Annotated in this window: 19 protein-coding genes; 14 read left to right on the forward strand and 5 right to left on the reverse strand. The window is 58.7% G+C overall.

Annotation, left to right across the window (positions count from 1 at the left end):
• Positions 1-65 precede the first annotated feature (65 nt).
• Both O3S81_RS22610 and thpR read left to right on the forward strand, forming a co-directional pair.
• Entirely contained in the window at positions 66-716 is a 651-nt protein-coding gene (locus O3S81_RS22610) for an arylesterase (RefSeq protein ID WP_269346868.1), read from the forward strand.
• 68 nt (positions 717-784) lie between these two features.
• A complete protein-coding gene (gene thpR / locus O3S81_RS22615; protein WP_269346870.1) occupies positions 785-1378 on the forward strand; it encodes an RNA 2',3'-cyclic phosphodiesterase in 594 nt (197 codons plus the stop codon).
• On the opposite strand, the gene O3S81_RS22620 is transcribed toward thpR, so the two are convergent.
• On the reverse strand, positions 1312-1791 hold the full coding sequence (locus O3S81_RS22620) for a low molecular weight protein-tyrosine-phosphatase (protein WP_269346872.1): 480 nt from the start codon (positions 1789-1791) through the stop codon (positions 1312-1314). The genes thpR and O3S81_RS22620 overlap by 67 nt on opposite strands.
• A 59-nt stretch (positions 1792-1850) precedes the next feature.
• Between O3S81_RS22620 and O3S81_RS22625 the strand changes: the two genes are divergently transcribed.
• The 7 genes from O3S81_RS22625 to O3S81_RS22655 all read left to right on the forward strand — a co-directional run bounded on the left by O3S81_RS22625 (position 1851) and on the right by O3S81_RS22655 (position 7669).
• Entirely contained in the window at positions 1851-2156 is a 306-nt protein-coding gene (locus O3S81_RS22625) for a 4a-hydroxytetrahydrobiopterin dehydratase (protein WP_269346874.1), read from the forward strand.
• A gap of 51 nt (positions 2157-2207) precedes the next feature.
• The gene (locus tag O3S81_RS22630) at positions 2208-2588 is read left to right on the forward strand and encodes a YkvA family protein (RefSeq protein WP_269346875.1); all 381 of its coding nucleotides are present in this window, start codon (positions 2208-2210) and stop codon (positions 2586-2588) included.
• 297 nt (positions 2589-2885) lie between these two features.
• Positions 2886-3389 (forward strand): invasion associated locus B family protein, encoded by a 504-nt coding sequence (locus O3S81_RS22635; protein ID WP_269346877.1) that lies wholly within the window; start codon positions 2886-2888, stop codon positions 3387-3389.
• Between the two features lie 266 nt (positions 3390-3655).
• Positions 3656-4828 (forward strand): 23S rRNA (adenine(2503)-C(2))-methyltransferase RlmN, encoded by a 1173-nt coding sequence (gene rlmN / locus O3S81_RS22640; RefSeq protein WP_269347074.1) that lies wholly within the window; start codon positions 3656-3658, stop codon positions 4826-4828.
• A gap of 108 nt (positions 4829-4936) precedes the next feature.
• A complete protein-coding gene (locus O3S81_RS22645) occupies positions 4937-5890 on the forward strand; it encodes an ABC transporter substrate-binding protein (protein ID WP_269346878.1) in 954 nt (317 codons plus the stop codon).
• A gap of 106 nt (positions 5891-5996) precedes the next feature.
• On the forward strand, positions 5997-6878 hold the full coding sequence (locus O3S81_RS22650) for an ABC transporter permease (protein ID WP_269346879.1): 882 nt from the start codon (positions 5997-5999) through the stop codon (positions 6876-6878).
• Positions 6875-7669, forward strand: a complete 795-nt coding sequence (locus O3S81_RS22655; protein WP_269346881.1) for an ABC transporter ATP-binding protein — start codon at positions 6875-6877, stop codon at positions 7667-7669. The genes O3S81_RS22650 and O3S81_RS22655 overlap by 4 nt, the downstream gene beginning before the upstream one ends.
• 39 nt (positions 7670-7708) lie before the next feature.
• Here O3S81_RS22655 and O3S81_RS22660 read toward each other — a convergent pair whose 3' ends face one another.
• Positions 7709-8356: a LysE family translocator gene (locus tag O3S81_RS22660; protein ID WP_269346883.1), complete on the reverse strand. Its 648-nt coding sequence runs from the start codon at positions 8354-8356 to the stop codon at positions 7709-7711.
• A 131-nt stretch (positions 8357-8487) separates the two neighbouring features.
• On the reverse strand, positions 8488-9342 hold the full coding sequence (locus O3S81_RS22665; protein WP_269346885.1) for an SDR family NAD(P)-dependent oxidoreductase: 855 nt from the start codon (positions 9340-9342) through the stop codon (positions 8488-8490).
• Between the two features lie 315 nt (positions 9343-9657).
• Here O3S81_RS22665 and O3S81_RS22670 point away from each other — a divergent pair, with 315 nt between their 5' ends.
• Positions 9658-10881 carry an argininosuccinate synthase gene (locus O3S81_RS22670; protein ID WP_269346887.1) on the forward strand — a complete coding sequence of 408 codons (1224 nt, stop codon included), beginning with the start codon at positions 9658-9660 and terminating at the stop codon, positions 10879-10881.
• A gap of 53 nt (positions 10882-10934) precedes the next feature.
• On the opposite strand, the gene O3S81_RS22675 is transcribed toward O3S81_RS22670, so the two are convergent.
• Complete coding sequence (locus O3S81_RS22675; RefSeq protein WP_269346888.1) at positions 10935-12131, reverse strand: multidrug effflux MFS transporter; 1197 nt, start codon at positions 12129-12131, stop codon at positions 10935-10937.
• Positions 12132-12136: 5 nt separating this feature from the next.
• The gene (locus O3S81_RS22680) at positions 12137-12595 is read right to left on the reverse strand and encodes a MarR family winged helix-turn-helix transcriptional regulator (RefSeq protein WP_269346890.1); all 459 of its coding nucleotides are present in this window, start codon (positions 12593-12595) and stop codon (positions 12137-12139) included.
• Between the two features lie 265 nt (positions 12596-12860).
• Between O3S81_RS22680 and O3S81_RS22685 the strand changes: the two genes are divergently transcribed.
• The 4 genes from O3S81_RS22685 (at position 12861) to ppa (ending at position 18281) form a co-directional block, all read left to right on the forward strand.
• Positions 12861-14921, forward strand: coding sequence for a M3 family metallopeptidase (locus O3S81_RS22685; RefSeq protein ID WP_269346892.1), 2061 nt, complete (start codon positions 12861-12863; stop codon positions 14919-14921).
• Between the two features lie 150 nt (positions 14922-15071).
• On the forward strand, positions 15072-16892 hold the full coding sequence (gene typA, locus O3S81_RS22690; RefSeq protein WP_269346894.1) for a translational GTPase TypA: 1821 nt from the start codon (positions 15072-15074) through the stop codon (positions 16890-16892).
• Between the two features lie 214 nt (positions 16893-17106).
• The gene (locus O3S81_RS22695) at positions 17107-17613 is read left to right on the forward strand and encodes a GNAT family N-acetyltransferase (protein ID WP_269346896.1); all 507 of its coding nucleotides are present in this window, start codon (positions 17107-17109) and stop codon (positions 17611-17613) included.
• Between the two features lie 134 nt (positions 17614-17747).
• The gene (gene ppa, locus O3S81_RS22700; RefSeq protein ID WP_269346898.1) at positions 17748-18281 is read left to right on the forward strand and encodes an inorganic diphosphatase; all 534 of its coding nucleotides are present in this window, start codon (positions 17748-17750) and stop codon (positions 18279-18281) included.
• The last annotated feature ends 1 nt before the right edge of the window (position 18282 follow it).

The following is an 18282-nucleotide window of genomic DNA, read 5'->3' on the forward strand; positions in this document are numbered from 1 at the left end:
AACGGTCTGGCGGTGTCGATGCGGTCGGTATTTCAGACAATGCGAACCAAGTTAGGAAAGCCGTGATGAGATTTAAAGCTGCCCTGTTTCACTTCATCGTCATTTTCGCCGCCGCCTTTTCCGCCGCGTCCGCCATGGCGCAGGAGCGGACATTGCAACTGGTCGGCCTCGGCGACAGCCTCATGGCCGGGTACCAGCTTCCGCCCACCGACAGCTACACCGCACAGCTTGAAGCTGCATTAAAGGCGAAGGGCGCCAATGTCGCCATCGCCAATGCCGGCGTCTCCGGCGATACGTCCTCCGGTGGTCTGGCGCGGGCGGAATGGTCGGTTCCGGACGGCACGGACGGGGTCATTCTGGAGCTTGGCGCCAATGATGCACTGCGCGGTATTGCACCGGAACAGACGGAAAAGAACCTCGATACCATCATTTCCGGCTTTCAGAAGCGTAACATAGCCGTGTTGCTGGTCGGCATTATGGCGCCGCCGAACATGGGCGAGGATTATGCCGGGCGGTTCAATCCGATCTTCCCGAAGCTTGCCGAAAAATACAACCTGCCGCTTTATCCCTTCTTTCTGGACGGCGTCGTGACGGATGATGCGCTGAAGCTCGATGACAAGATGCACCCCAATACCAAGGGGGTGGCGATGATGGTCGAAAAATCTTTGCCGGCTGTTGAAAGCTTCATCAAGACAATCGGTGCGCAAAAAAAATAAGCACTTGCGCCCGTCTGCATTGCGTGATTCGCTATGCTTGTTCTGCCAAGAGATTCGGGGAGCTCGCCATGCCGAGACTGTTTACCGCCCTCGAAATTCCGCGCAATGCGGCTATGAGCCTCTCATTGTTGCGCGGTGGTCTGCCGGGAGCCCGGTGGATCGATGTGGAGAATTATCACATAACCCTGCGTTTTATCGGTGACATCGACGGGCGTACCGCCGATGAGGTCGTGGACAGGCTGGACCGGATCGACAGGCCGGAATTCCAGCTCAGCCTCACCGGCATGGGGTCCTTCGGTTCCAAGAAACCGCATTCCATCTGGGCCGGGGTCTCGCCCTCGCCGGAAATGCATGCGCTGCAGGCGGAGGTGGAGAGAATCTGCCAGAGGATCGGTCTCCCGCCCGATCCGCGCAAGTTCATGCCGCATGTCACGCTGGCGCGGCTGCGCTCTTCCCGCCTGGATGATGTGGTGCATTATCTTTCCGGACGCGGCAACTTCCGCACCTCGCCCTTCACGGTCGGCCGTTTCGTGCTGATGTCGTCGAAGGAATCGGTGGGCGGCGGGCCCTATATCGTGGAGGAGGCTTTCCCGCTTCACGAGGCGCGATCCAGCTCCATCTTTTCGAGCAACGATCTGCATCCTGCCAAGAGCATGTTGTAGACGGTCAGAAAACCGTCTTCACCGCCGAAATAGGGATCCGGGACGCTCTCGTGGTGTCCCGAAGCATAGTCCAGAAACAGGTGGATTTTGTGCCTGTGGTTTTCCGGCGACTTTTGAAGCAGTTTCGCCAGATTGCTCGTGTCCATGGCAAGGATGAGATCGAAGTTTTCGAAATCGGCCTGACTGACCTGCCGCGCGCGCTGCCCTGAAATATCGATGCCATGCTTGCGGGCTATCGCGATGGATCGACGATCCGGGGCATTGCCGGTATGCCAGCCGCCGGTGCCGGCGGAGTCGACCGTAAGTTGGCGGGATACGCCGTCTCCATCGGCAAGGTTTGTCAAAACGCCTTCGGCAAGTGGTGAGCGGCAGATATTGCCCATGCAGACAAAAAGAACAGCTATATGTTTCATGGAATATGCGTCGATCCGGTCGTTGAAGCGTTAATGGGTCTCAAGCGGAGGCAAGAGTCATGAAATATCCCAGACTTGAACCGGACGCCATCCGGCAGGCATTGTCGAAACTCGAGGGCTGGTCGCTGCGTGAGGACGGGGCGGCGATCGTTCGCTCCTTCAAGTTTTCGAGTTTTGCGGAGGCCTTCGGTTTCATGGCCGAGTCCGCACTTGTCGCGGAAAGGCTCAATCATCATCCCGAATGGTCCAATGTCTATTCGCGGGTCAAGGTCTGCCTCACCACCCATGATTCACAGGGGGTGACGGAGCGGGATTTTCTTCTGGCCGAAGCCATGCAGAAGGCGGCTGCGGGCCGGGGGAATTGAACGGCGCGCGTTCAGTCCCATATAATAGCCGTGACCGGAGGACCGTCGATCATGGATGATGTGAAAATCGGTGAAATTCTTCTGCCGGGCGAAGCCGACAAGCAGCAGGAGCGTGAGAATGTCGTGCGCGCCAAATTCTGGCCCAAGCTGAAGCGGGTGATGACGAAGGTTCCCTTCGCGCGCGACGCGGCTGCGGCCTATTATTGCGCGATCGACCGTGACACGCCGTTGCGCGCCAAGGGTATTATTCTGGCTGCCCTTGCCTATTTCATCATGCCCATCGATGCGGTGCCGGACATGCTGGCGGTCGTCGGTTTTACCGATGATATCGCGGTCATTACCGCCGCGCTCGCCATGATCCGCGCCCATATCAAGATGGAGCATTACGAGGCGGCTGACGCCATGCTGAAGCGCCAGCAGGAAGCCGGGTAACGTCTCTGTGATATTTCCGTCCGGCAGAGCCCGGCGGGTGACAAATTCTTGCCTGAATTTATGTGTCTTACACACGAGGGAAGGGCGTGCCACGCCGTTCTCCTCAGGGCGTCGGGAAGTCGCCAATCTGTAACACCGCAAGACGTTTCCGGCATTTTATGCGTGTTGTTGACGGTTTGGTAACCGCTTTCCGACCACAATGAGAAAAGACGATCCGCACCTGAACGTGGCCGATCCAGAAAATGGAGCCCGCCGCTGCTTCGGGCCAATGGAAGACAATAACCGGCAGGAAATTCTATGTTTGTAAGAAGTGTAGCAACCGCAGCGGCCATTTTGCTGACCAGCGTCGGCGTAGCATCTGCACAGTCGCCCACGCGCATCCAGCAGTTTAATGCCTGGGGTGCCTATTCGTACAAATCGGGCAACAGCACCGTCTGCTACGTTCTTTCCATTCCGACCTCCAAGGAACCGGCGAGCGTTGACCACGGCGATATCTTCTTCATCGTCTCGCAGCGCCCTGGCCAGAACATCTCCTATGAGCCGCAGGCCATGGTGGGTTATCCGCTGAAGCAGGGCTCCAAGGTCAATGTGACGATCGACAACAAGAACTTCGTCATGTTCACCAAAGACAAGGCTGCCTGGGTTGAGAACGCCGCTGAAGAGCCAGCTCTCGTCGCAGCGATGAAGAGCGGCAAGTCGATGACGGTGAAGGCGACGTCCGGTCGCGGAACCGGCACTTCCTATTCCTATTCGCTCTCGGGTATTTCAGCAGCTCTCAAGCAGATCGAGAGCTGCAAGTAACACAGACGCTTCATCGCGTTTGACAATGGCCGGTCCTCGACCGGCCATTTGCGTTTTTGCCAGTTTGATGCTAAAGGCGCGGCAACATTGACAGGCGGATGCGCGAAAAGTGCTCCGCCTTTGATTTTCTCGACATGCAGACGATTTTCCGCCTTTCCGACAGGCCGGTCGTGCGATGCATGGAACGATGGGATAACGTGATGTCCGTAATGCAAGCTTCTGCCGGTCTGGCAGTCAAAACCCCGCTGATCGCCAATAGCGATCTCATGTCCGGCAAGCCGTCGCTGATCGGCCTGACGCGTGAGGAAATGGGCGAGGCGCTGGCAGAAATCGGCGTGCCGCAGAAGCAGGTGAAGATGCGCGTCAGCCAGTTGTGGAACTGGCTTTATGTGCGCGGCGTCTCCGATTTCGACAATATGACCAATGTCGCCAAGGAACTTCGCGAGAAGCTGAAGGCGGCTTTCACCATCGCTCGCCCGGAAATCGTCGAGGAGCAGATCTCCAATGACGGCACCCGCAAATGGCTGATGCGTTTTCCGCCGCGCGGTGCCGGCCGCCCCGTCGAGATCGAGACGGTCTATATTCCCGAAGAAGGGCGCGGCACGCTGTGCATATCGAGCCAGGTGGGCTGTTCGCTGACCTGCTCCTTCTGTCACACCGGCACGCAGCGCCTGGTGCGCAACCTGACGGCGGAGGAAATTCTCTCGCAGCTTCTGCTCGCCCGCGACCGGCTGGGTGATTTCCCTGATGGTTCTACGCCGGTTGGCGCCTATGTGCCGAGCGAAGGCCGCAAGGTCTCCAACATCGTGATGATGGGCATGGGCGAACCGCTCTATAATTTCGAGCACGTGAAGACCGCGCTCCTGATTGCCACCGACGGCGACGGCCTGTCGCTCTCCAAGCGTCGTGTCACGCTCTCGACGTCCGGCGTTGTGCCGGAAATCTTCCGCACGGGTGATGAGATCGGCGTGATGCTGGCGATTTCGCTGCATGCGGTGCGTGATGAGCTGCGCGACATGCTGGTGCCGATCAACAAGAAATATCCGCTGAAGGAGCTGATCGAGGCTTGCCGCAACTATCCGGGTCTTTCCAATGCCCGCCGCATCACCTTCGAATATGTGATGCTGAAGGATGTCAATGACAGCCTGGAAGACGCCAAGATGCTGGTGCAGCTTCTGAAGGGCGTTCCGGCCAAGATCAATCTCATTCCGTTCAACCCCTGGCCGGGCACGAATTACCAGTGCTCCGACTGGGCGCAGATCGAGAAATTTGCCGATTTCATCAATCAGGCGGGTTATGCATCGCCGATCCGCACGCCGCGCGGCCGCGACATCCTCGCCGCCTGCGGTCAGCTGAAGTCGGAATCGGAACGCATGCGCAAGACCGAGCGGCTGGCTTTTGAGGCGATGATGATCGCCAACCACGGCGCAGACGACTGAATAAGCCGCATTTGCGCCATAAAGCTGGGTTTCCGGCGGTTCTCCGATTGATTTCGGTCTGTCTTGTTCCTAGAAAGACGAAAACAGGGAACCAATAGGAGGATATCCATGCGCGCATTCATTCTGGCTCTCGCTGCTGCGAGCGCCATCGTTCTGCCGGCCAAGGCTGAAAACGTCACCGTTGCCGTCACCGCCATCGTCGAACATCCGGCGCTTGACGCCGCCCGTGACGGCGTCAAGGCTGCCCTTGCCGAAGCCGGTTACAAGGAAGGCGAGAACCTCAAGTTCCTTTATGAGTCCGCACAGGGCAATCCCGGCACCGCAGCGCAGATTGCGCGCCAGTTCGTGGGCGACGCTCCTTCGGTCATCGTGCCGATCTCCACGCCGTCGGCTCAGGCTGTCGTTGCGGCCACGCGCGATATTCCGGTCGTCTTCACGGCGGTTTCTGATCCTGTCGGCGCACAGCTTATCAAGAGCATGGAAAAGCCCGGCGGCAACGTGACCGGCCTTTCCGACATGCTGCCGGTTGGCGAGCACCTGGCGCTCATCAAGGAAATCTCCCCGAACGCCAAGTCCATCGGCTTCATCTACAACTCGGCCGAAGCCAATTCCGCCTCGACGCTCGCCCTGCTGAAGGCCGAAGCCGACAAGGCGGGCCTGAAGGTTGTTGAATCCGTCGCCACCAAGTCCGCTGAAGTTCAGGGCGCAACCCGCGCACTGGTCGGCAAGGCCGACGTGATCTACGTTCCGACCGACAACACCATCGTTTCTGCTTTCGAGGCGGCAGCCGGTGTTGCCTCCGAAGCGAAGATCCCGCTTTACGCTGCTGACACGGATTCCGTCGCGCGTGGCGCGGTTGCAGCCCTCGGCTTCAACTATTTCGACGTTGGCAAGCAGACAGGCGCCGTCGTTGTCCGCATCCTCAAAGGTGAAAAGCCGGGCGACATTCCGGCCACCGTGGCTGTCGGCACCGATCTCGTGATCAACAAGAAGGTTGCCGAAAAAGTTGGCGTCACCTTCCCTGAAAGCGTGACGAAGCGCGCCACCAAGGTCATCGACTGAACCGAAACCTGACTGAATTGCGGGCGGCGGCATTTCGCCGCCCGTTTTACGTGGCACGAGACGGTGCCCGTCTCCGTCTGATGGCGGCAATAACAAGGACATTACCGTGAGCCAAATCGCCTTCTGGGGTGCCGTGGAGCTGGGACTGGTCTTCGCTTTCGTGGCGATCGGCGTCTATCTCGCTTTCCGCGTACTCGATTTTCCTGACCTGACCGTGGACGGTTCGTTTCCGCTTGGCGCCGCCGTTGCTGCCGTGCTGATCATCGCCGGTCTGAATGCCTGGGTCGCGACGGCGATTGCCATGGTTGCCGGCGCTGCCGCGGGCATCGTGACCGCCACCCTCAATGTTCGTTTCAAGATCCTGAACCTGCTTGCCTCGATCCTGACGATGATCGCGCTGTTTTCCGTCAATCTTCGGGTGATGGGAAAGCCGAATGTGGCGCTGCTCAATCAGGACACGATGATTTCGCCGTTTTATGGCCTCGGCCTCTCCGAATATCTGGTACGGCCGCTCTTCGTTGGTGCGCTGGTGCTGATCGTGGTCATTCTCGTCTGGCGTTTCCTTGAAAGCGATGCGGGCCTCGCCATGCGGGCGACGGGTGCCAATGCGCGGATGGCGCGGGCGCAGGGCGTGAAGACCGGCAACCAGATCTATCTCGGCATGGCGCTCTCAAACGCGCTGGTGGCTCTTGGTGGTGCGCTGTTTGCGCAGACCAATGGTTTTGCGGATGTGACCTCCGGTGTCGGTACCATCGTTGTCGGGCTTGCGGCCGTCATCATCGGTGAGACGCTATTTGGTGCACGCGGCATCCTGATCGCGCTGATCGGCTGTGTCTTCGGCTCCATCGCCTATCGTCTCGCCATTCAGCTCGCTTTGTCGAGCGATGTGCTGGGTCTCAAGGCGTCCGATCTCAATTTCGTAACGGCAGTATTGGTGGCCATCGCATTGATCCTGCCGCGACTGCGCCGTGGGGGAGCAACATCGTGATTTCGCTTTCCGATATCCAGGTCGTTTTTGGACGTGGTACGCCGCTGCAAAAGCAGGCGCTGGCCAAGATCGATCTCACCATCGAGGATGGCTCCTTCGTCACCGTCATAGGCTCCAATGGCGCCGGCAAATCCACGCTTCTCGGTGTTCTGGCCGGTGATGTCCTGCCAACGGCGGGCAAGGTGATGATCGGCGGCGCCGATGTCACCCGCAAGCCGACCGCCAGCCGGGCGGGACGGGTGGCGCGCGTGTTTCAGGACCCGCTGGCGGGCAGCTGTGGTGCGCTGACCATCGAGGAGAACCTGGCACTGGCGGCATCGCGTGGTGAACGCCGCGGCCTTCTGCCGGCGCTCGGGCGCGGCCGCCGGGAGTTCTTCAAGGAACGGATTGCTTCGCTCAATCTCGGTCTCGAAAACCGTTTGAAGGACCGTATGGACCTTCTGTCCGGCGGGCAGAGGCAGGCCGTGTCGCTTGTGATGGCGACGCTTTCTGGTTCGGACGTGCTGCTGCTGGATGAACATACGGCAGCGCTCGATCCCGGCATGGCGGAATTTGTGATGGAGCTGACCCGCAAGGTGGTGTCGGAGCGCAAGCTGACGACCCTGATGGTCACCCATTCCATGCGTCAGGCGCTGGATTACGGCACCCGCACGATCATGCTGCATGCCGGTGAAATTGTGCTCGACGTATCCGGTGACAGCCGCAAGGATCTCGAGGTCGAAGACCTGATCGAGATGTTCCGCAAGATACGCGGCCAGACGCTTGACGATGACGAGTTGCTTATCGGTTGATTGTAGAAAAGGCGCCTTCCGGCGCCTTTTTATTTGCCCTCAGCGCGTTTGCGTGAAGAAAATCTTGACCGCGAAAAGCGAGAAGACGCCGGCGATCGTATAATCCAGCCCGCGCAGAACTTTCCGGTTGCGCTGCAGCCAGGCGGAGAGAACATCGGCGGCAATCACGATGCCGATGCCGATCGGCAGCGCCACGATGATGGACCAGATGCCAAGGAAGATCAGCTTGCCGGTGACATGCGGATCGGAGGCGCTGACGAATTGTGGCAGGAAGGTCATGAAAAAGATGATGACCTTGGGGTTCAGCAGATTGACCCAGATGCCGTTCAGCAAGGCCGATTTCAGCGAGGCCTGCGCTTTTTCACCGGTGCTTTTCACCATCACGAAATCCGAGCCCTTGCGGATGGCCTGAATGGCGAGCCAGACCAGATAGGCAGCGCCACCGGTTTTCAGGATCATGAAGGCGGTCGGCGATGCGACGATGAGGGCGGCGACGCCGAAAGCGACCAGCATTGTGTGCACGGTGATGCCGATATTGGTTCCCACCAGCGTCATGAAACCTGCTGCGCGGCCTTCACGCAAGGAGCGGCTGATCCAGAGCGTCATGTCGGGCCCCGGCGTCACCGCCAGAAGCAGAATGGCAATGGTGAAGGCGATCAGTGTTGGCAGGCTCGGAACGAAATCCATCGCGGCACCCGTAAAATTTGGAGATTGCCGTTGCTTAACGCGGTTTCGCGTTTCTGCCAATGTTTTTGCGCGACAATGCGCCTGTCGGGGAGGATAGCCGCCGCACCCTTCCAAGCACGGCGACTGGGAATTCAGTTTTTCAGGAAGCTGGTGAAGGCGGCGGAATATTCCGTGTGCCAGCGCGAAAGCGGCGGGCGGTTCTGGACGATATCATAGGCAGCCCAGAGAATGCGCTTTTCATCCGTCGGGCGATCCACCTCGCCATCCGGGCAGAGAATGTAGAAATCGCCCCGGCCGATGCTCTCGATCATGAAATCGACGGTTTGTTCGCCGGTCCAGGCGCCCTCCGGCTTTTCCGTCCTGCCATGGGCGGTGAGGCCCGTGAAAACGAAACCGGGTATCAGGAGATGGGCGGAAACCGCACCATTCGGAATATTGCGCAATTCATGCTGAAGCGCTTCCGTGAAGGTTTTGACGCCGGACTTCGAGACGTTGTAAGCCGGATCACCCGGAGGCGTGGTGATGCCCTGTTTCGAGCCGGTGTTGATGATGAGCGCTGGCTCGCCATGGGCGATCATGCCTTGACCGAAAACGCGGCTGCCGTTCACCACGCCCATCAGATTGACGCCGATAATCTTTTCCCAATTGGCCTGCGGTCCGAAGATGGCGCTGCCCGGCTGAATGCCGGCATTGTTCATGAGGACGTGGACGCGCCCGAAACGCTGGATCACGGCGCGTTCCAGCGCCTCCAGCTCATCGAGTTTCGATACGTCGGTTGGGATTGTGACGATCTGCGCTTCGCCGTCCTTGGCGACGGCAAGAATATCCGCATGGGCTGCGGCGAGCTTTTCGCCATCGAGATCGACGAGCACGACGCTCATGCCGAAACCGGCGAATTTGCGGGCGGCGGCGAGTCCGATGCCGGATGCCGCACCGGTGATGACAGCGACATTATCTTCCTTGAATGCGGGGTGGATGGTCGTCATAGGTTTCTCCTTCGCGTCGTTTCTGCTGTTTCCAGCGGTTTGCAACGTTGCCTGAACCTGAGTGGCTTCATTCACGGTCTTCAAGTCGATCGCGCCGCTTTATGATAAAGCGCGAATTTTCTAAATGCATGTGACAATTGCTTCGTTCCCATCGGTGCGGCCGGTGATCACCTGTCGTCATGCGCGCCCATCAATTGTTTTGTCGCTTATCTCACGGAAAAGCGCTTCACACATTTCGGGTTGCACTGTAAAAGTGCCGAAATCCCAAGGAAATGGCGGTGCCCTGATGCCGTCATCATGCAGATGGACATCACTATGGCACTTCCGAAAGACGTTAAGAAAGTCGTTCTCGCCTATTCCGGCGGCCTCGACACCTCGATCATCCTGAAATGGCTTCAGACGGAACTCGGCGCTGAAGTCGTGACCTTCACCGCCGATCTCGGCCAGGGCGAAGAGCTTGAGCCGGCGCGCAAGAAGGCCGAGATGCTGGGCATCAAGGAAATCTTCATCGAGGACGTCCGCGAAGAATTCGTGCGTGATTTCGTCTTCCCGATGTTCCGCGCCAACGCCGTTTATGAAGGCGTCTATCTGCTCGGCACGTCGATTGCCCGTCCGCTGATTTCCAAGCACCTGATCGAGATCGCCAAGAAGACCGGCGCCGACGCCATCGCCCATGGCGCCACCGGCAAGGGCAACGACCAGGTTCGTTTCGAGCTTTCGGCCTATGCGCTGAACCCAGACATCAAGATCATCGCTCCCTGGCGCGACTGGACGTTCAAGAGCCGTACCGACCTCCTGAACTTCGCCGAACAGCACCAGATTCCGGTTGCCAAGGACAAGAAGGGCGAAGCGCCTTTCTCCGTCGACGCCAACCTGTTGCACTCCTCTTCCGAGGGCAAGGTTCTGGAAGATCCGGCACAGGAAGCGCCGGAATATGTGCATATGCGCACCATCTCGCCGGAAGCGGCTCCGGACAAGGCAACCGTCATCAAGGTCGGTTTCCGCAAGGGTGATGCCTGCTCCATCAACGGCGTTGAAATGTCGCCTGCGACGCTTCTTGCCACGCTCAATAATTACGGCCGCGAAAACGGCATCGGTCGTCTCGATCTGGTTGAGAACCGCTTCGTTGGCATGAAGTCGCGCGGCGTTTACGAAACACCCGGCGGCACCATCCTGCTTGCCGCGCATCGCGCCATCGAATCCATCACGCTCGACCGGGGTGCAGCGCACCTCAAGGACGAACTGATGCCGCGTTATGCCGAGCTGATCTATTACGGCTTCTGGTTCTCGCCGGAGCGCGAGATGCTGCAGGCCCTGATCGACAAGAGCCAGGAACATGTGGAAGGCGAAGTGACGCTGAAGCTCTACAAGGGCAATGTCATGGTGACCGGCCGCGAAAGCGCCAAGTCGCTTTATTCCGACGCGCTGGTGACCTTCGAAGACGACCACGGCGCTTACGACCAGAAGGATGCTGCGGGCTTCATCAAGCTCAACGCGCTGCGCCTGCGCACGCTGGCCAAGCGCAATCTCAGCAAGTAATTCTGCTCACGTGAAGATGATGAAACCCGCTGACGGCGACGTCGGCGGGTTTTTTATGTCTCTTTTCTGGAGATGATACGGAAGCCGATATAGCTCGCGACGGCCGTGAATTCCATCACCGGGATGATGATGCCGAAACCGGTCAAGGGCGAACCGATGAGCGAGGCGGCAGCGCCGCCCGCAAAACCCGATCCCATCTGGATGAAACCCATCATCGCCGAGGCCGAACCGGCGATATGCGGGAAGGGTGCAAGCGCCGCCGTCACCATCGAGGGTGTCAGCAAGGCGATACCGACCGTTGCAACCGCCACAGGCCCCATGATGGAGAGGAAGGACGGCGGTATCAGGAAGACCGACAGCAGGATGAGCAGACCGCCCGCTCCTGAAAAGCAGAGGCCGAGCATGACGGAACGGCGATCACCCAGTCGCGGTGCGATGTAGCGCAGGGCGATGGAGCCGAAAAAATAAGCGCCGGTCTGCATCAACATGCCGATGCCGAAAGCGGTGGGCGTCAGGCCGACTGTGTTGATGAGAATGAAGGTCAGCATGGTGGCCTGCGCATAAAGCGCGCCGATGGAGCCGCCAAGCACCAGTGCGGCCAGAAGAAAACGCGGCTCGGTCAGCAAGGTGCCGTAGGCCGACAGGAGCCGGCGGGGGCGGATCAGGCCTTTGTCGGGGACCGTCGTTTCGCGCAGGAAAACCACGACGGCGAAAATGGCGACGGCACCGAGGCCGGCCATCAGGAAAAACACGGATTTCCAGCCGAAAGCCGCAAGCGAAAGTCCGCCGATCGTCGGTCCCATGGCGGGGCCGACGGCCAGCATGATGCCGATGAGGTTCATGATGCTGGAGGCCTCCGCGCCCGTGAATTGGTCGCGGACGATGGCGCGCGCCACCGTCATGCCGACGGAGGCGCCGATGCCCTGAATGAGCCGGGCGAAAAGCAGCACTTCAATCGTCGGGGCAAAAATCGCCAGCAGCCCGCCGCCCAGAAAGATCGAAAGGAAAGCGAGGCTCGCCCTGCGTCGCCCGAAGGCGTCGGAAGCCGGCCCGGCGAGCAGCTGTGCCATGGCAAAACCGGCAAAATAAAGCGAGAGGCTGAGTTTTATCGCGGATTCGTTCGTGGCGAAAACCCGTGTCAGTTCCGGCATGGCCGGCGTATAGATCGCCATGGAAATCGGCGCCAGCGCCGTCAGCAACGCGCCGAGCAGCGCCGTGCGTTTTGTCGACATGATCGGTTCTGGTGGCATTGTGGTCAGCAGCTCTGGCCCGGCTGTTCCGGCTGGAGATTGTTGCGAAGTGTCTGCAGGAAGTCGCGGAAAAGCGCGACTTCTTCTTCGTTCAGGCCCCGCGTGGCGTGACGCACCAGTTCATCGATTTCCTGGCGCACGGCTTCCAGCATCTCGGTTGAGTTTTTCGTCAGCACGATGCGCTTGGAACGCCTGTCCTGCGGGTCCTGCTGGCGCTCGATGAGGTCGAGGGATTGCAGCTTGTCGAGATAGGCGCAGATGGTCATGGGCTCGATGCCGAGGCGGGCGGCAATATCCGACTGCTTGCTGCCATCGACGGCGGCAACCGTCAGCAATGCGCGCGCTTCGCCGGGCGTCAGGCCCAGACCGGCTTCAGAAATTCGGCGCTCAAAAGCACTGTTCAGCAGGCGTGCGCCGCTGTTCAGCAAAAATGCCAGTGAGTCTTTTTCGCGTTTCGTGCCCATGCTTCGCCTTTTCGTAAGTCAGCCTTACTAAATTCCGGGCGATAATCAATGGTGCACAAATCATATTGTCGAAAATCGAGTAAAGTATGCGTCAATTCGGTTATTGGATGGCCCGTAATATAGTCGACAATTGTTACGCCGAAGCAAAAAGACCGGAGTTTCTGTGTTTTTTTCACATCGCCTGTCATCTGCGCCCGGCATATTGAATTGGCGGTGGAGGCGTGCCCATATGGGTTTTGAATCGGAATTGCACAAGGAAGACGAAATGCCATTGAAGACCGCGCTTTATCCCGCACTCGTCCACTGGAACGGCCATAATGGTCTGCCAAAATTCGATGCGGTCAAGGATGAGGATTTCGCGCCGGCCTTCGATGCCGCCCTTCTGTCCCACGAGCAGGAAATCGATGCGATTGCCGGCAACCTGGAAGCGCCGAGTTTCGCAAACACGGTGACCGCACTCGAAATCGCCGGCGATGATCTTTCGCGCATTTCGTCGCTGTTCTGGAACAGGGCAGGCGCCAATACCAATGGTGTGATTCAGGCGCTGGAGCGGGAGATCGCTCCGAAAATGTCGCGGCATTATTCCAAGATCGGCATGAACGAGGCGCTGTTCAAACGCATCGACACATTGTGGGAAAAGCGCGAGACGCTGGGGCTCACGGGTGAGGAAAAGCGGGTTCTCGAGCGGCACTGGAAGGGTTTCGTGCGTTCCGGCGCAAAATTGCCCAAAGACCGGCAGGAGCGGCTGGCCGCAATCAACGAGGAACTCGCCGGTCTCGGCGCCAGGTTCGGGCAGAACGTGCTGGCGGATGAAAAGAACTGGAAGCTCCTGCTTGTCAACGAGGAGGAACTGGCCGGCATTCCCGGTTTCCTGCGCGATGCGATGGCAGGGGCTGCCCGCGAGCATGGTGAGGACGGCAAATTTGCCGTTACGCTTTCCCGCTCGATCATCGAGCCCTTCCTGACATTTTCCGAGCGCCGCGACCTGCGCGAACAGGCCTTCAAGGCCTGGGTGGCGCGCGGTGAAAATGGCGGCGAGACCGATAATCGCGAAACCGTCCACCGCACGCTTGAACTGCGCGAGGAAAAGGCGAAACTTCTCGGTTATGCGAATTTTGCTGCTTACAAGCTCGATGACACGATGGCGAAGACGCCGGATGCGGTAAACGGTCTTCTCGGCCAGGTCTGGGAAAAGGCTGTTCGTCGCGCCGGTGAGGAAGAGGCTGAACTTGCAGCCATCATCGCTAAGGAAGGCAAGAACCACGAGGTGCTGCCATGGGACTGGCGGCATTATGCCGAAAAGCTCCGGGCGCAGAAATTCAATTTCTCCGAGGCGGAACTGAAGCCCTACCTGCAACTGGAAAAGATCATCGAAGCCTGTTTCGATGTGGCCGGGCGGTTGTTCGGGATCCACGCGGTCGAGGTCAAAGGCATTGCCGCTTACCACCCGGATGTGCGGATTTTCGAAATCCACGACGGCAAGGGTGATCTGAAGGCCATGTTCCTCGGCGATTATTTCGCCCGCCCCTCCAAGCGGTCCGGCGCATGGATGAGCTCCTTCCAGTCGCAGCATAAGTTGCCGCTGAAGAATGGCACGGTCGGTGAAATCCCGATCATCTACAATGTCTGCAATTTTGCCAAACCGGCCGAGGGAAAACCGGCGCTGCTTTCGCTCGATGATGCGCGAACGCTGTTCCACGAATTCGGCCACGCCTTACATGGCATGTTGTCCGATGTCACTTATCCTTCCGTATCCGGAACGGGCGTCTCGCGCGATTTCGTCGAATTGCCGTCGCAGCTTTACGAACATTGGTTGACGGTGCCGGAAATTCTGGAAAAATACGCCCTGCATTATGAGACCGGCGCGCCGATGCCGAAGGCGCTGCTGGACAAGGTTTTGGCCGCCCAGACCTTTAATGCCGGTTTCAGCACGGTGGAATTCACCTCTTCGGCGATTGTCGACATGGCCTTTCACACCCGCGACAGCGTTGTCGATCCGATGGCCGTGCAGGGTGAGGTGCTCTCCAGCCTCAATATGCCGAAATCCATCGTCATGCGGCACGCGACGCCGCATTTCCAGCATGTGTTCTCGGGCGATGGTTATTCCGCTGGCTATTATTCCTACATGTGGTCGGAAGTTCTCGATGCCGATGCCTTTGCCGCCTTCGAGGAAACCGGCAATGCCTTTGATGGCGAGATGGCGCGCCGGCTGAAGGACAATATCTATTCCGTTGGTGGATCGATCGACCCCGAGGAGGCCTATCTCGCCTTCCGTGGCAAGATGCCAAGCCCGGATGCGATGCTTTCGAAGCGCGGTCTCCTATAAGAGACTGTCATAATTCTCAGCTAGAAGCTGAGCGCAGGGGGCTTATGATATGAGCCCCCCTTTCGCATTTGCAAAAAAAAGGTTATGAGCGCGCCAAACTAAATTGGCGTTTCTCATCAATATAGCGCCCAACCTCAGAGATTTTGAACAATGGCACTTCGCAACATCGCGATCATCGCGCACGTTGACCATGGAAAAACGACGCTTGTTGACGAGCTTCTGAAGCAGTCCGGCTCGTTCCGCGATAACCAGCGCGTTGCAGAGCGCGTGATGGACAGCAACGACCTCGAAAAGGAACGTGGTATCACCATTCTCGCCAAGGCGACCTCGGTGGAGTGGAAGGGTGTTCGCATCAACATCGTCGACACCCCCGGCCACGCCGATTTCGGCGGCGAAGTTGAGCGTATCCTGTCGATGGTGGATGGCGCGATCGTTCTGGTCGATAGTTCCGAAGGTCCGATGCCGCAGACCAAGTTCGTGGTCAGCAAGGCGCTGAAGGTTGGTCTGCGCCCGATCGTCGCGATCAACAAGATCGACCGTCCGGATGGCCGTCATGAAGAAGTCATCAACGAAGTCTTCGACCTCTTCGCAAACCTCGATGCGACCGACGAGCAGCTCGACTTCCCGATCCTCTACGGTTCTGGCCGTGACGGCTGGATGAACGTCAACCCGGAAGGCCCGAAGGATCAGGGTCTCGCGCCCTTGCTCGATCTGGTTCTCGAACATGTTCCGGAGCCCAAGGTCGAAGAAGGTCCGTTCCGTCTGATCGGCACGATCCTCGAAGCCAACCCCTTCCTCGGTCGTATCATCACCGGCCGCATCGCTTCCGGTTCGATCAAGCCGAACCAGGCTGTGAAGGTGCTTGGCCAGGATGGCAAGACGATCGAAACCGGTCGTATTTCCAAGATTCTCGCATTCCGTGGTATCGAGCGCACGGCCATCGATGAAGCCCATGCTGGCGACATCGTCGCCATTGCCGGTCTCTCCAAGGGCACGGTCGCCGATACCTTCTGTGATCCGTCCGTCACCGAGGCGATGACCGCGCAGCCGATCGATCCGCCGACCGTCACCATGTCGTTCATCGTTAACGACAGCCCGCTTGCCGGCACCGAAGGCGACAAGGTTACGAGCCGCGTTATCCGCGACCGTCTGTTCAAGGAAGCCGAAGGCAACGTTGCGCTGAAGATCGAAGAGGCCGAAGGCAAGGATTCGTTCTTCGTTTCCGGCCGTGGCGAATTGCAGCTGGCGGTTCTGATCGAAACCATGCGTCGCGAAGGCTTCGAGCTTGCCGTTTCGCGTCCGCGCGTTGTGATGCACAAGGACGAGAACGGCACCCTGCTGGAGCCGATCGAAGAAGTCGTGATCGACGTTGACGAAGAGCATTCCGGTGTCGTCGTTCAGAAGATGTCCGAGCGCAAGGCTGAAATGGCCGAGCTCCGTCCTTCCGGCGGCAATCGCGTTCGTCTGAAGTTCTACGCTCCGACCCGTGGCCTGATCGGCTACCAGTCGGAACTGCTGACCGACACGCGCGGTACGGCCATCATGAACCGTCTGTTCCACGACTATCAGCCCTTCAAGGGCCAGATTGCCGGTCGCGTCAACGGCGTTCTGCTGTCCAACGGTTCGGGCGAGGCTGTTGCCTACGCCATGTTCAACCTGGAAGATCGCGGCCCGATGATCATCGAGCCGGGTGAAAAGGTTTATGCCGGTATGATCATCGGTATTCACACGCGCGACAACGATCTCGAAGTGAACGTGCTGAAAGGCAAGCAGCTGACCAACATCCGCGCCGCCGGCAAGGATGAAGCCGTCAAGCTGACGCCGCCGATCCGCATGACGCTCGACCGCGCTCTTTCCTGGATCCAGGAAGACGAGTTGATGGAAGTGACGCCGAAGTCGATCCGTCTGCGCAAGATGTTCCTCGACGCAAATGACCGCAAGCGTTTTGAAAAGGCCAAGCTCGCAATCTGATTGCGGTTGGTCGTCACGAATGCAAAAACCCGGCCTTGAGCCGGGTTTTTTTATGCATTCGTTTTTATGTGTGCATGAGTCGAAAGGCGCTTGTGTCGAAGGTTAAGGATGCGTTAATTTTTTCTGGTCGTCCACATGAATAGGCTGTGGGTAAGCCTGCCGGCGTTAACCTTTATGACTGGCAAGTTTCCGTGGCCGGGGCCAGAATCGCGTTATGAAAACGTTATCCATCGATGTTCGCCGTGCCGAGCCGCATGATGCGCGCGCCATCTCCGAGGCGCACCGTCTGTCGTGGCAACAGGCCTATGCGGGGCTGATCCCGCACAGGCCGTTGACGCAGATGCTGGAGCGTCGCGGCGAAATCTGGTGGAGGAAGGCAACCAAGGGCTCCGCGACCATGCTGGTGGTGGAAGTGGCAGGTGTGGTTGCCGGATATGCGACGCTGGGTCTCAGCCGCGCGCGCGGGCTGCCGCATGATGGCGAGATTTACGAAATTTATCTCCGTCCGGAATATCAGGGTATCGGGCTCGGCTCGCTGCTGTTCACGGAGGCCCGCAGACTGCTGACCTCACTCGGCTGCAACGGCATCGTCGTCTGGTGCCTCGAGGACAGCGATGTCGCCAATCGCTTTTTCCGGTCGCATGGCGGCCGCGATATTGCCGAAGGCATGGAAGATTTCGACGGCACCTCGCTGCGCAAGGTCGGCTTCGTCTGGAACTGACGAAGACGCCGGCGATAGGCAATTGCGATGGCCTCAAATCCGGCATTCTGCCTTATCAGCCCAAACCCATGTTGCAATGCGGCGACTTTCCCAGTATCGAAAACCAAATCCAACCCGTCGAATGAGGGAAGCGAATGCGTATCGATGCAATTTCCGTAGGCAAAAATCCGCCGGAAGACGTGAATGTTATCGTTGAAGTGCCGGTTGGCGGCCAGCCGATCAAGTACGAGATGGACAAGGATGCCGGTGCGCTGATCGTCGATCGCTTCCTCTACACGCCGATGACCTATCCGGGTAACTATGGCTTCGTGCCGCACACCCTGTCCGATGACGGCGACCCGATCGACGTTCTTATCTGCAACACCCGCCCGCTGGTTCCCGGCTGCGTCATCAATGTTCGCCCCATCGGCGTAATGATCATGGAAGATGATGGCGGCAAGGACGAGAAGATCCTCGCCGTACCGGTTCCGAAGCTGACGCGCCGTTACGACAAGGTCCACAATTACACCGACCTGCCGGAAATCACCCTGAAGCAGATCGAGCACTTCTTCGAACACTACAAGGATCTGGAGCCCGGCAAGTGGGTGAAGATGGGCGGCTGGCAGAATGTCGACGTCGCCAAGAAGCTGATCGTCGAAGCCATCGAGCGCTACAAGGCGCAGGGCTGAT

The organism is Agrobacterium sp. SOY23 (assembly GCF_027212525.1).
Lineage (GTDB): Bacteria > Pseudomonadota > Alphaproteobacteria > Rhizobiales > Rhizobiaceae > Agrobacterium > Agrobacterium tumefaciens_I.

Coding starts and splice junctions, on each gene's coding strand:
- O3S81_RS22610 (WP_269346868.1), top strand. CDS start 66: ATGAGATTTAAAGCTGCCCTGTTTCACTTCATCGTCATTTTCGCCGCC.
- O3S81_RS22695 (WP_269346896.1), top strand. CDS start 17,107: ATGAAAACGTTATCCATCGATGTTCGCCGTGCCGAGCCGCATGATGCG.
- O3S81_RS22630 (WP_269346875.1), top strand. CDS start 2,208: ATGGATGATGTGAAAATCGGTGAAATTCTTCTGCCGGGCGAAGCCGAC.
- O3S81_RS22625 (WP_269346874.1), top strand. CDS start 1,851: ATGAAATATCCCAGACTTGAACCGGACGCCATCCGGCAGGCATTGTCG.
- rlmN (WP_269347074.1), top strand. CDS start 3,656: ATGTCCGGCAAGCCGTCGCTGATCGGCCTGACGCGTGAGGAAATGGGC.
- O3S81_RS22680 (WP_269346890.1), bottom strand. CDS start 12,595: ATGGGCACGAAACGCGAAAAAGACTCACTGGCATTTTTGCTGAACAGC.
- O3S81_RS22635 (WP_269346877.1), top strand. CDS start 2,886: ATGTTTGTAAGAAGTGTAGCAACCGCAGCGGCCATTTTGCTGACCAGC.
- O3S81_RS22665 (WP_269346885.1), bottom strand. CDS start 9,342: ATGACGACCATCCACCCCGCATTCAAGGAAGATAATGTCGCTGTCATC.
- ppa (WP_269346898.1), top strand. CDS start 17,748: ATGCGTATCGATGCAATTTCCGTAGGCAAAAATCCGCCGGAAGACGTG.
- O3S81_RS22645 (WP_269346878.1), top strand. CDS start 4,937: ATGCGCGCATTCATTCTGGCTCTCGCTGCTGCGAGCGCCATCGTTCTG.
- O3S81_RS22660 (WP_269346883.1), bottom strand. CDS start 8,356: ATGGATTTCGTTCCGAGCCTGCCAACACTGATCGCCTTCACCATTGCC.
- typA (WP_269346894.1), top strand. CDS start 15,072: ATGGCACTTCGCAACATCGCGATCATCGCGCACGTTGACCATGGAAAA.
- thpR (WP_269346870.1), top strand. CDS start 785: ATGCCGAGACTGTTTACCGCCCTCGAAATTCCGCGCAATGCGGCTATG.
- O3S81_RS22685 (WP_269346892.1), top strand. CDS start 12,861: ATGCCATTGAAGACCGCGCTTTATCCCGCACTCGTCCACTGGAACGGC.
- O3S81_RS22675 (WP_269346888.1), bottom strand. CDS start 12,131: ATGCCACCAGAACCGATCATGTCGACAAAACGCACGGCGCTGCTCGGC.
- O3S81_RS22670 (WP_269346887.1), top strand. CDS start 9,658: ATGGCACTTCCGAAAGACGTTAAGAAAGTCGTTCTCGCCTATTCCGGC.
- O3S81_RS22620 (WP_269346872.1), bottom strand. CDS start 1,791: ATGAAACATATAGCTGTTCTTTTTGTCTGCATGGGCAATATCTGCCGC.